This is a genomic window from Methylobacterium sp. Ger2507, from assembly GCF_055231875.1.
The window spans coordinates 4,702,039-4,713,935 of the sequence record NZ_JBUYVC010000001.1 but is presented as its reverse complement, the minus strand read 5'-3'; the positions used below and the strand labels follow the sequence as shown (position 1 = coordinate 4,713,935).

Below are 11,897 nucleotides of genomic sequence, written 5' to 3'. Positions count from 1 at the left end.
TCGCAAATCGTCAGGAGAACAGGGCGTCGGGCCGCAGGGCGGCGGCGATCTCGGCGGCGTCCGGGAGCCGGATGACCCGGATCGCGGGAGCCTCCATATCCCAGGCGATCAGTCCGGCGGTTTGGAACTGACCGAGCCAGTAGGTCATGCACCAGTGCCCGTGCGTTCGGTGAAAGCGCGCGGCATTGGCGAGGATCGGTTCGAAGTGCTGGAGAGGCGGCACGTGGACCGGATGGTGCTGGTGATAGGCGCGCGCTCCCGCAACCCAGAAGATCGGCAGGCCTCCGGCATTCAGGCGGACGGCGAGGTCCGTCTCCTCCCCGCCATACCCCGCATAGGCCTCGTCCATGCCCCCGACCGCCTGCCAGGCACGTGCCGGCAGCGCGAAGGACAGGCCCCAGAGCTGGCCGGGATCGGGCTCCCGTCGCAGACCCGCCGGCGGCACCGCCGGCCGGGCCGGATGTATCTGGCCGAGGCGGGCCAAGGCCGTTTCGTCGGACGCCGCCGCGAGGTCCAGCCCCGGCGGCAGATACAGGACTTCGCCGAGAAAGAGGCCTTCGCCCTGCATTGCCGCGTGCCGGTAGGCGTCCACCAGGGTGGGAGATGGAATGCAGTCCACGTCGAGGAAAAGCAGCAGGTCGCCGCCTGCCGCCTCGGCGGCACGGTTGCGGGCGGCGGCCAGCGGCATCGGTTCTCCCGCGACGAAGAGGTGGCGGACCGGACAACCCGGGTCGGGCAGGTCCGGGGCCGGCTCGGGCTGCATCCAGGCGATCACCAGTTCGCGTGGGGGCACCGTCTGTCGGGCCAGGCCCCGCATGAGGTTGCGCAGGCGGTCGGCCCGGCCCCGAACCAGCGTGAGTACGCTCGGCGAGAGCGGCGGCGATGCCTCAGCCGGCATCGGCCAGCATCCGGCGGAAATGGCCGACGCCCTCGATGATGCCGCGAGCGTGCGAGGTGCGGGCCACGTAGGAATGCTTCAGGGCCGCGTGGCTCGCCAGATCGTCGGAATAATTCGCCACGATGATCGCCTGGGACTGGGCGCGCAGCATCTCGACATCGTTCCCCGAATCGCCGGCGACGAAGACGGCTCGCCCGGGCAGGCTGTAGAGGTCGCGGACATGACCGACCGCCGTGCCCTTCGAGGCCGCCTGCGGCAGGACGTCGAGGTAGAGGCCATGGCTGTGGATCACGTTGGCGCGCAACCCCGCCTGCGCCAGGGCTGCGCGCACGGTCTGGACGGTTGCCGCATCCGCGAAATAGCTGAGCTTGTGCCCGCGCTGCTCCAGGGAGCCCTGCGGCATCAGCCCGTCGAGACCGGCGAGCGCAGCCGCCACCGCGGAACGCTCCCAGCCGGCGGATACGACGGCGCGCCAGGCCAGATCGGCCGTGTAGGTCACGCCGTTGGGGTCGAGATGGTAGATTTCCGAGCCCACCGAGGTGATCATCACCTGCGGTCGCGGACTGTCCTGCTGTTCGAGGATCGCCATCGCGCTGTGGAAGGAGCGACCTGTGGCGACGCCGAAGGCCAGGCCCGCCTGCCGGCTGCGCCAACGCCGGAAGATGCCGAGCGCCGCCGCGCAGCCTACCAGCGTGTTGTCGATATCGCACACCAGCAATTGGCGGGGCGCCGCCAGCGGCGGCTCGGGTGCCAGCAGCGCCCGCAACAGGGCGTGGTAGCGCGCGGCGTGCTGATCCCAGTCGTAGGCGGCCGCGGCGCGGGCGCCGCCCGCCACGCAGCGTGCGTACAGGGCGGGCTCGTCGAGGAGCCGCAGGCAGGCAGCCGCGATCGCGTCGGGCGCGCGCGGATCGACCAGAAGTCCGTTGCCGCAGGTCTCGACGATGTCGTTGGGGCCGCCGCTGTCGGTGGCGACCAAAGGTAGCCCGGACGCCGAGGCCTCCAGTAGCGTCAGGCCGAAGGGTTCGTTGAGGGCAGGGTTGACGAAGAGGCCTCCCCGCGCGCGCGCAGAGGCATAGATCGCCGGCACGTCCTCCGGACCGTGGGTCTTTGGATAAGCCACGCGGCCGTAGAGATCGTAGCGGTCGATCAGCATCAGGATCTCCCGCATGGTGTCGGCCATGTCGCCGTCGAGAGCGTCGATGTCCTCGCGCGTCCCGGCCATCAGCACCAGGTTGGCCCGGGCCTGAAGGATCGGGCTCTCTCCGTAGGCCCGCACCAGGGCGCCGAGGTTCTTGCGCGCCACCGGCCGGGCCAGAGCCAGGAGGGTGGGCTTGCCCGGGTCGCGCAGGAAGCGATCGATGGTGGCGTCCACGCGTGGCAGAGGCTCGGACGCCGCGAAGCGGGCCAAGTCGCTGCCCGGCGGCAGGACGCGGATGCGGCCGGGATCGTAAGCCGCATATCCGGCATACTGCACCTCGGCCTCGTCGCGGGAGGAGGCGATGACGAGGCGCGCGCGCGCCAGCGCGTCTTCCTCGGCGCCGATCCGGCGGGCGAGGTCCGGGTCATCCTCGGCGCCCGAACCCAGCATGGAGGCCTTGACCCGGCCCAGGGAGTGGGCCGTGAACACGAAGGGAATGCCGCACTCGGCCTCGACGATCGCGGCGACGGACGCGGCGTCGGCGTAGTGGGCGTGGATCATGTCGGGCGCGCGCGGCTGAAGGGCGATCCAGGCCATGAGGCTGCGCGCGAAGCTGGCGACCTCCGCGTGCATGTCCTCTTTCGCGCGGTAATCCGGTGACGCGCTCGCGAGCCGCACGAGCGTGACCTTGTCGGAGATCAGCTCTTCGGGCACGGCGTAATCAGGGCCGTGCGCGCCCTCGAACAGGCGCGTCGCCATCACGATCCGATCGAGGCCTATGTCCTGGGACGAGGCCGCTACCAGATCCAGCAGATAGCGAATGTGGCCTCCCGTGTCGGCGGTCAGGCCGAACACGACACCGCCGCCGCGCAGGCAGCCTTGCAGGGCGACATGTAAGATAAACATCAGGCCGCTAGCGACTCACGAACAATCGAATAAATGTATGTTAAAGTCGAGGAAGACGTTTTGATCCGTGTCGCCCAAGTCGCCCCGAACATTTTTCCCGTTCCCCCTGAGCATCATGGCGGTACGGAGCGGGTCATTCACGACCTAAGCACGGCACTACGAAGCCTGGGCGTGGAAATAACGCTTTTTGCATCATCCGACAGTGCGACAGACTTGCCGCGGGTCGGCGACAATCCAAGCCTCGCCGCCCTGGAGCGCCGTCACGGACGCGTCGCCCCCGGCGTCCCGGCGGCCCTGGACGCCCTGCAATTGGAAGCTTTGCGCCTGAGGCTCGACACCTTCGATATCGTGCATGGCCACGGCGAATTCGCGCATGCTGCGCTTCTCGGCGCACGCCGGCGCCACAGCCTGACCACCGTCCACTGGCGGGTGGACGAACTCGACCGGGCGCTGTTCTTCGCGGGGTTTCCCGACCTGCCGGTGGCGGCGATCTCGGCCGCGCAGGAAACCGGCATACCGGTCGCAAATCGTGCCGGGATCGTCCACCACGGCATCGCGCGGGATCGCTATGCCCTGCGGACGCAGCCCAGCGACCACGTCGCCTTCGTGGGCCGGATGACCGACCAGAAGCGGCCGGACACCGCGATCCGCGTGGCGCGCGCCGCCGGCATCCCGATCCGTCTCGGGGGCACCATCGACGTCGGCAATCCCGATTATTTCGAGGACCGGGTGCGGCCGCTCCTCGGCGACGACGCGACCTATCTCGGACCGGTGGACGATTCCCGGAAGGCGGACCTCCTGGGTGGCGCGCGGGCGCTGCTCTTCCCGATCGACTGGCCCGAACCCTTCGGACTCGTGATGATCGAGGCGATGGCCTGCGGCACCCCCGTGGTGGCCTGGAACCGGGGCTCCGTGCCGGAGATCGTCGAGGACGGCGTCACCGGGTTCATCGTCGGCTCCGAGGCGGAAGCCGTGGCGGCCCTCGGGAGGATCGACCGCCTCGACCGAGCCGATATCCGGCGCCGCTTCGAGGCGCGCTTTACCGCCGAACGGATGGCAGCCGATTATCTCGCGATCTATCATCGCCTGCTCGCGGCCTGATGCGCGTCGCCCTTCTCGCGTGGGATTACCCGCCGGCCCCGAGCGGATTGTCGACGGCGGCCCGGGAGATCGCCGAAAGCCTCGCGGAAGCGGGAGCCGAGGTCACGGTCTTCACGCTCGACCGGATCGGCCGTGACCGGATCGGCGGCGTGACGGTGGTGGGCGCCGCCCTGCCGCCCGGCGGCGGATTGGCCCGTCTGCGGCTCTGGGGCTCGGCCGGGCACCTCGCCGCGCCGCTGGCCTTTCGCCGCGTGGTCCTGGCCGACCATGCGCGCGTCCCCTTCGACATCGTCGAGGCGACGAACTGGTACGCTCCCGCCGTGATGCTGGCCGGGCGCCGGGACCTGCCGCTGGTGACCCGAAGCTCGACGCCGGCCGCCTTCACGCGGGATTCACGCGGCTCGCTGCGCGACCGCCTGGATGGCCGGAGCGCGGATGCCCTGGAGCGACGCCAAGCACGCGGCAGCGCCGGGCTCATCGCCAACACCGCCGAGCACGGGACGGTGATCGCCCGAGCCTATGGCCTGTCCGGCCGGCAGCCCGAGGCGGTGATCGGCCTCAGCCTTCCCCCGGAGATCCTGGCATCGGCGCGCTGCGCGTCCTACCCGGATGCGGACGGGCCGGTGCGCCTGCTCTTCGTCGGCCGGGCGGAGGCGCGCAAGGGCTTCGACGCGCTTCTCGACGCGGTCGCGATCCTCGGCGACGAGGCGGAGCGGGGTGCCGCTCCCGCCTTCCGGCTGGATCTGATCGGCGTGCCCCCGGAGGATCTGCCGACCGACTTGCCGGAGGCGGCGCGCGCGCGAATCCACGCCCGGGGGCGAGTGCCCGCCGCGGCTTTGGCGCAAGCCTATGCGGCGGCGCACGCGGTGCTCGCCCCCTCGCGCTACGAGAGTTTCGGCCTCGTCTACCAGGAGGCGCTGGCCTATGGCCGGCCCGTATTGGCCTGCGCCGAGGATGCGAGCGCCCGCGCCTTCGTGGGTGTGCCGGGAGCAGGTCCCCTGGCGCAGGAGGCCACCGGCCCGGCTCTCGCCGACGCCCTGCGCCCGCTCCTCGCCGATCCGGCTCTGCGCCGGGCCTATCGCAGCCGGGCGCTGGCGGCATCCGGCCGGTTCACCCGGGAGATCCTGGCTCGCGAGACACTCGCTCTCTACGCCGGGGCCATCGCGGCGGTCCGATTTCGCGTCGAGGGCTACGCGTCGGAAGACCCGGAGCCTTAATCGCGGTAGGGGCGCAGCAGCGCGGTTTCCTCCTCGGGGCGTCCACGCCCGGGGGCTAGGCGCTCATAGTGCCGCGAGCGCGCCAGGACGTGGGCTCGGTCGAGATGGTGCTCGATCGCCCCGTGCAGGCTGATCAGGCTCCGCGGCCAGCCGCCGTCGAGCACCGGCCGCTCGTGCACCCGCCCCGCATATCGCACGGACCGGTGGTTCAGTCGGTATTGCACATCCGGATAGACGTCCGCGAGGAGGCCGTCGACCCGGTTCCGGCGCGCCAGCCCGACCGAGACGACGTCCCCTGCCTCGGCCAGGGCCGCCAGAGCCGGCAGGCGCCGGCCGGCCTCGACGGCCAGGGTCTCGTCGGCATCGAGTTGCAGCATCCAGGGATGGCGGGCGAGGTCCTGCAGGGCATTGCGCTGGGCGGCGAAATCACCCGCGAGCGGCCGGGCTCCCACCTGGACGACCCCCGGCGGAAATCCGGCGGCGGGCACCACATCGGCTGGCCGCACCGGCGCATCGAGCAGAATCACGACGTCGTCGGTCCAGGCGGCATGGATCGCGAGCGTCGCCAGGACCGCGTCCAACGCGTCGGGGCGGCAGAGCAGGCCGAGGGAGACCGGCATCCCGACGGCCCGGTCGAGCCCGTAGAGTGCCGCCCGTGCGGCGTGTCGGCTATGGGGGTGGCGCAGGGCGGTCTGGCCCGCCGCGTCGCAGGGCCGGACACCACGGGCGTGGCCGGTCGCGGCGCTGCGCAGGGTGTAGAGGTCGAGGCCGTAGGGCGCGCGCGGGTCGGACTCGAAGATCGGGCCGGCCAGGCGCTCGGCCAGATGCGCGCGACACGCAGCGGGATCGGCCTCCGCCTCCAGCAGGAGGCCGCAGGAGCCGCAGGCCATCGGAAACAACCGGTTTTGCCCGTCGGGATAGACGAGGTGCCGGGTGCTTGGTCCGAGCATGTCGGCGCCGCAGACGAAGCATCGCCGCATCATCGGTCCCTGGCTCCTTCACCGAAGGGATTTTACCGTTGCTGGATGGATGTTTCCATCACTGAAGGGATCTTGCCATCACTGAAAGGATCTTGCCGCCACGGAAGGGATCTTGCCGGGCCGGGCCAGCGCCATACCTCGGTTGCTCCGCAAATCCCTGCCGCAAGTGATGGCTCAGGTCGACCCTCCGCACATGCTCGACCTGTCCTCTTCCGCACCGGGCACACTCGCCATCGTGGGCAATGCGCCGGGTCTCGATGCCGCCGCGGCGATCGATGCCGCCACCAGCGTGGTGCGTTTCAACAATGCGCCGGGCTTCGGCGGCCGGACCGGCCACCGGGTCACCCACCTCGCCCTGGTCAACCGGGGTGGACAGATGCGCGAATGGCTCGCCGACCCGCGCTTTCTCGATCGCCCGGTGGTCCGGCGCGCGGCGGCGTTCATCCTTCCATTTCCGATGCTGCCGGCCGAGCACAATCGGCCCGAACAGGTATGCTGGACCCGCAAGGCGATGGCGCTGCTCGCCCCCCTGGGCAAACCCGTTCACATCCTGCCCGAGGATCTGCACGAGGCGGCGCGGCGCGACCTGGCACCGGGTACCACGGGACGTCCGAACCCGAGCACCGGCTTTCTCGTGACGCGGGCGTTCCTGCAGGGTCGGCCCCTCCGGCACAGCCCGGCCGAAGTCTATGGCTTCGGCTTCGACGGCTGGCCCGGGCACCCATGGGCCGCCGAGCGGGCCTGGTTCCAGCAGGCTGAGACGGCCGGGCAACTCCGGCTCTTCCCCTGTTCTTCTTGACCGCATCGATCAGGATCACGCTCATCCGATGACGACTCTCATCACCGTCTTGAAGAGCGGCGGACGTTACGATGCGGCCTGGGTCGAGCGCCTGGCACGCGGCGTCCGCCGCCACGCCCCGGCCTTCGACCGCATCCTCTGCCTCACGGACCTTCCTCTCGCGGTAGCCGGTGTCGAGCGGGTGCCGCTCCGGCACGACTGGCCGGCGTGGTGGGCCAAGATGGAGGCGTTCCGCCCGGGTCTGACAGACGGGTTGACGCTGCTCTGCGACCTCGACACCGTCCTCACCGGGCCGGCCGATGCCCTGGCCGAGCCGGGCCTGGCCGCCATGGAAGACTACTTCCACAAGGGCCGCCTCTCCAGCGCCCTGCTGCGGTGGCACGGCGCCGAACTCGACTTCCTCTACGCCACCTTCGCGGCCGAGCCCGAGCGCTGGATGGCGGCCGGCTCCTGCGGCCCGGTGCCGAACGCCGTGCACGGCGATCAGGTCGTCATCGATCACCTGCTGCGCCGGGAAGGCCTCTGTCCGGACTTCATCCAGGAGCGCTCTCCCGACCTGCTCGACTTCTACGACCCGCGACGGGCCGAGCACGGTCCGGTGGTGATCTTCATCGGCCCTTCGAAGCCGGATACGGTGACCGGCCCCGTTCGGACGGCCTGGGAGAGCGCATAGCCATCGCGCAGCGACGAACCCGTCGGATTGCCGCGGCAGAAGGCCTCCGTCATGGGTGGCCAATCGAAGAGTCGCGGATGTCGCTCGGCCGGACAAGATCACAAGTTCAGAGGCCCATCACGGCCGACACCTTCAAAATTCACCTTCACATGTCGTCGAAGGCAACGCTCGAAGATTGAGCTACGAAACCGTTGATGACAAAAATTCGTCCTTTACTGGAACGATCCGGTGAAGCTGAGGCGGAATGCTACGAAAACGCCCACGGAATCCACGGGATGCTCCCGCTTTTCGCGGATCGGCTTGAACCGTCGGCAGCTTGTCACTGCGATACATCACCCGACAGCGGCGACATGACGTCGAACGAGGGGAAATGAAAGCCATGTCGGTCTCCGACGACGCAGTGTTCCACGGCGATGGATCGAATGTGCCGGGCGGCAATGACGATCGCTTCCAACGGCACATCCGCACGGCGTTGCTTCGCGAGACCCTGCACCTCGCCAACTTTTCGGCCGTCACGCAGGCCGCCGTGGTCGTGTCGCTCGCCTGGATGTTCTGGGATATCGCCCCGAACACCTATCTGATGGGACTCGCGATCAGTGTGACGTCCCTGTGCGCGGCGACCTTCGTCGCCACACGGCACCACCGGAGGCGGTTCCGCGATTGCGCGACCCCAACGGCGGTCCGCCGCGGCTTTCTCCTCGCGAAGGTGCTTTCCTTCGGCCTCGGGCTCGTCTGGTCGACGATGCCGGCGATGCTGCTTCCGTCGGTGGACAACGCCTATCGGATCGTGGTGGTCGCCGTCTGTGCCGGGCTGATCTCCGACGCCTACGTGGTCGGCCCGATTTTCTCCGTCGCGATCCTGCTCGTCGCTCCCGTCGTCGCTGGCGCGATCGTCGGATTGGCCGGAACGGACGCGCCGGTCGGCGGATACATCGCGGTTCTGCTGGTCATCTATGCGACGTTCGTGTTCATCAGCGCGCGCCGCATGTGTCGCCTCTCCCACCAGCGCATCCTCGACCGTCTCAAGGTGCAGGAGCAGAACGAGACCATCGGCCTGCTCCTCAATGATTTCGAGGAGGGGGCGAGAGACTGGCTCTGGGAGACCGACAACACCGGTCGCTTGCGGCATGCCTCCGGACGACTTGGCGAGTTGCTCGGTGTCGATGCCACCGGCCTGCACCATTGCACCCTTGCCGATATCCTCTATCGCTACGCGGACGGCCCCCAGGGCCGTGCGAAAATCGACGCGGTCGTCGCGGCGATCGAGGCGCGCGCGCCGTTCCGTGACCGGACGGTACGGCTGCGGACATCGGGCGGCATCCGCTGGTGGACCCTGAACGGAAAGCCCGTCCTCGACGAGTCGGGAACGTTTCAGGGGTATCGCGGTGTTGGATCGGACACCACGGCGGGCCGCGAAGCCCAGGCACGCATCACGTTCCTCGCCGGACACGACACCCTGACGGGATTGCCCAATCGTGCGGCGTTCCAGGAAGCGGTTCAGGCGCTCTGCGATGACGGCGTGTCGACGGGACGATGCGGCGCCCTGTTCTATCTCGACCTCGACGGCTTCAAGGCCGTCAACGACGAGCGCGGGCACGGAACGGGCGATCGGCTTCTGAAGGCCGTGGCTTTGCGCCTCACCGACCTCGCAGGGTCCAAAGCCTCGGCTTTCCGGCTCGGGGGCGACGAGTTCGCGCTCGTCGTTCCGGATACCAACCCGGAGGCTGCGGAGGCGCTGGCGACGCGCATCGTGTCCGCCCTGCGCCGCGCGTTCCAGATCGACTCCGTGCGCCTCGATATCGGCGCGAGCGTCGGCATCGCCTACGCCCCGGACGACGCCGTCGACCCCGAGAGCCTGCTCATGCGCGCCGACCTGGCGCTCTATTCCGCCAAGGCCGCCGGCAAGGGACGGTGGCAGGGCTTCGACCCGTCCTTGGAGGAGAAGGCGCTGCGCCATCGCCAGTTGGATGCCGACATGCGCGTTGCCCTCGCGTCCGACGAAATGGAACTGCACTATCAACCGCTCGTCGACATGCGGAGCGGGCGGGTCGTCGGCTTCGAAGCGCTGCTGCGCTGGAACAAGCCCGGCCACGGCTGGGTCTCGCCGGGCGAAGTCATCCCGATCGCGGAGGCGACCGGCTTCGTGGTGGAGATCGGCCGGTGGGCCCTGCGCCGGGCCTGCGCCGACGCCCGGCTGTGGGCCGACCTGCGGGTCGCCGTGAACATCTCCTCCATCCACGTCCGCATGCCGACGTTCCACGACGAGGTCGCCGCCATCCTCCGGGAAACCGGATTGGCGCCGGAGAACCTGGAGATCGAGATCACCGAATCCGTTCTGCTCGACCATGGACCCGCGGTGCTGGGCAACCTGAAGCGCCTGCGCGCCCTGGGCGTGCGGATTGCTCTCGACGACTTCGGCACGGGCTATTCCAGCCTGAGTTACCTGACCGAATTTCCGTTCGACAAGGTGAAGGTCGACCGGTCCTTCGTCCGTGACTTGCAGGGACGGCCCGAGAAGGTCGCCGTGGTCGAGGCGATCGCCCGAATGGCGCGGGCCCTGTCGATGAACGTGACGGTGGAGGGCGTGGAGACGCAGGCACAGCTCGACGTTCTTCGGGCCAAGCGCTGCGACATCGCCCAGGGGTTTCTCTACAGCCCCGCCCGACCGGCCGGCGAGATCACCGCCCTGATCGCGCGCATCGAAGCGCCGCCGCAGCCGGCGGGCGGGTGTGGCGGCGAGTTGGACCGCACGCGGACGCCGACCCTCTCGCTGGTCAGGCCGGTCAATGAACCGCCCGGGCGACCCGGATGGCCTCGCCAGCCGCTGCAGCGGCGTTTTCAACCACCGGCATGAGCGAAAACCTGTCATTTCGGTCGATCGTTGAAGTGCACGAAACGAGTGGTCGATTTCATCTCATTTCACGGCGATTTTATCTCGAATGATCAACAATCATCCTTGAAAGCCGCTTGGCTTTAAGTAGCGTCGCTGTGTAACGCCCTAGGGATTTTCGGCAGCCGCAGACCCCCGAGGAGGAGGCGGGTGACAGGAGAGGCTCCATTCGCCAGCCGGTGCCGGGCCAAACCATCCGAACACGCGCGACGACGTCATCGTTTCCTCGTCCCGGAGACTGGGCCACACCGGCGCGGGAACCGAGAAAGCCCCGATCGATGCCCCTTGAGACCGACGATGCGAACGTGGCCGAGAACTGGCTTGCCGCCATCATCGAATCCTCCGACGACGCCATCGTGTCGAAGACGCTGGATGGCTTTATCGCGACCTGGAACGCCGCAGCCGAGCGCCTGTTCGGGTATACCGGCCTCGAAGCCATGGGACGGCCGGTGACCATGCTGGCTCCGGCGGGCCGACGAGACGAGATGCCCGACCTCCTCGTCCGCATCCGACGGGGCGAACCCGTCGATGCCTACGAGACCCGGCGCCGGCACAAGGACGGCCGCATCATCGATGTTCTGCTGCGCGTCACGCCGATCCGGAACGGAAGCGGCAAGGTCGTCGGCGCATCCAAGGTCGTCCGCGACATCTCCGACCGCATCGCGGCCGAGCGCCGGCAGCGCCGCTTGAGCGACGAACTGAACCACCGCGTAAAGAACACCCTGATGACCATCCAGTCGATGGCCACGCAGACGCTGCGCCACACGCCGGACCCCGCTGCGTTCCGGCACGCCTTCGAGGCCAGGCTGGTCGCCGTGTCCCGCGCCCATGACCTGCTGGAGGCGGGACGATGGGAATCGGTCGAGCTTCGCGAGCTCATCGCAAGCAATCTCGCTTCCTTCGCGGATCGCGCCTGCATCACGATGGGCGGCCCGATGATCCGTCTCGGCCCCGAGGCCACCGTGACACTGGCTCTCGCCTTCAACGAGTTGACTCTGAACGCCATCGCCTCCGGTGCCCTCTCAAGACCCGAAGGCCGACTTTCCGTGACCTGGGAAATCCGGGCTTGCGGCGATGGGGGCGAACCGCGCCTGCACCTCGATTGGATCGAGCGCGGCGTGCGGATGCGCGCTGAACCCACACGGAGGGGGTTCGGACGACGCTTCCTGGAAGACGGGATGTGCCGGCAGCTTCAGGGGGATGTCACGCTGGCCTTCGAGCCGGAGGGCGTGCGTTGCCGTTTCGATCTGCTGCTCACGGCTCTCCAAAGCTCCGCGTTCGCCCCATGACGCCTC

9 protein-coding genes are annotated in these 11,897 nt (G+C 69.0%); 6 read left to right on the top strand and 3 right to left on the bottom strand.

What is annotated here, in order from left to right; genetic code table 11:
- Positions 1 to 10: 10 nt before the first annotated feature.
- Entirely contained in the window at positions 11 to 898 is an 888-nt protein-coding gene (locus tag ACV7NL_RS21900) for a glycosyltransferase family 2 protein (RefSeq protein ID WP_463356869.1), read from the bottom strand.
- A complete protein-coding gene (locus ACV7NL_RS21895; RefSeq protein WP_463356868.1) occupies positions 888 to 2,942 on the bottom strand; it encodes an HAD-IIB family hydrolase in 2,055 nt (684 codons plus the stop codon). Before ACV7NL_RS21895 ends, ACV7NL_RS21900 begins: the two co-directional genes overlap by 11 nt.
- Before the next feature lie 60 nt (positions 2,943 to 3,002).
- On the opposite strand from ACV7NL_RS21895, the gene ACV7NL_RS21890 reads away from it, so the two are divergent.
- Positions 3,003 to 4,043: a glycosyltransferase family 4 protein gene (locus tag ACV7NL_RS21890; protein ID WP_463356867.1), complete on the top strand. Its 1,041-nt coding sequence runs from the start codon at positions 3,003 to 3,005 to the stop codon at positions 4,041 to 4,043.
- Positions 4,043 to 5,260, top strand: coding sequence for a glycosyltransferase family 4 protein (locus tag ACV7NL_RS21885; RefSeq protein ID WP_463356866.1), 1,218 nt, complete (start codon positions 4,043 to 4,045; stop codon positions 5,258 to 5,260). Before ACV7NL_RS21890 ends, ACV7NL_RS21885 begins: the two co-directional genes overlap by 1 nt.
- Here ACV7NL_RS21885 and ACV7NL_RS21880 read toward each other — a convergent pair.
- Positions 5,257 to 6,240, bottom strand: a complete 984-nt coding sequence (locus tag ACV7NL_RS21880; RefSeq protein WP_463357191.1) for a glycosyltransferase family protein — start codon at positions 6,238 to 6,240, stop codon at positions 5,257 to 5,259. The genes ACV7NL_RS21885 and ACV7NL_RS21880 overlap by 4 nt on opposite strands.
- A gap of 193 nt (positions 6,241 to 6,433) precedes the next feature.
- On the opposite strand from ACV7NL_RS21880, the gene ACV7NL_RS21875 reads away from it, so the two are divergent.
- From ACV7NL_RS21875 to ACV7NL_RS21860, 4 genes are all read left to right on the top strand, one after another.
- The gene (locus ACV7NL_RS21875; protein ID WP_463356865.1) at positions 6,434 to 7,039 is read left to right on the top strand and encodes a hypothetical protein; all 606 of its coding nucleotides are present in this window, start codon (positions 6,434 to 6,436) and stop codon (positions 7,037 to 7,039) included.
- Positions 7,040 to 7,067: 28 nt separating this feature from the next.
- A complete protein-coding gene (locus ACV7NL_RS21870; protein ID WP_463356864.1) occupies positions 7,068 to 7,712 on the top strand; it encodes a hypothetical protein in 645 nt (214 codons plus the stop codon).
- A 379-nt stretch (positions 7,713 to 8,091) separates the two neighbouring features.
- On the top strand, positions 8,092 to 10,566 hold the full coding sequence (locus tag ACV7NL_RS21865; RefSeq protein ID WP_463356863.1) for a putative bifunctional diguanylate cyclase/phosphodiesterase: 2,475 nt from the start codon (positions 8,092 to 8,094) through the stop codon (positions 10,564 to 10,566).
- A 314-nt stretch (positions 10,567 to 10,880) separates the two neighbouring features.
- Entirely contained in the window at positions 10,881 to 11,891 is a 1,011-nt protein-coding gene (locus ACV7NL_RS21860; protein WP_463356862.1) for a sensor histidine kinase, read from the top strand.
- Positions 11,892 to 11,897 lie beyond the last annotated feature (6 nt).

Excerpts from the sequence above, each read along its gene's own strand:
- ACV7NL_RS21900 (WP_463356869.1), bottom strand. The coding sequence starts at position 898 with ATGCCGGCTGAGGCATCGCCGCCGCTCTCGCCGAGCGTACTCACGCTG.
- ACV7NL_RS21895 (WP_463356868.1), bottom strand. The coding sequence starts at position 2,942 with ATGTTTATCTTACATGTCGCCCTGCAAGGCTGCCTGCGCGGCGGCGGT.
- ACV7NL_RS21885 (WP_463356866.1), top strand. The coding sequence starts at position 4,043 with ATGCGCGTCGCCCTTCTCGCGTGGGATTACCCGCCGGCCCCGAGCGGA.
- ACV7NL_RS21880 (WP_463357191.1), bottom strand. The coding sequence starts at position 6,240 with ATGCGGCGATGCTTCGTCTGCGGCGCCGACATGCTCGGACCAAGCACC.
- ACV7NL_RS21875 (WP_463356865.1), top strand. The coding sequence starts at position 6,434 with ATGCTCGACCTGTCCTCTTCCGCACCGGGCACACTCGCCATCGTGGGC.
- ACV7NL_RS21870 (WP_463356864.1), top strand. The coding sequence starts at position 7,068 with ATGACGACTCTCATCACCGTCTTGAAGAGCGGCGGACGTTACGATGCG.
- ACV7NL_RS21865 (WP_463356863.1), top strand. The coding sequence starts at position 8,092 with ATGTCGGTCTCCGACGACGCAGTGTTCCACGGCGATGGATCGAATGTG.
- ACV7NL_RS21860 (WP_463356862.1), top strand. The coding sequence starts at position 10,881 with ATGCCCCTTGAGACCGACGATGCGAACGTGGCCGAGAACTGGCTTGCC.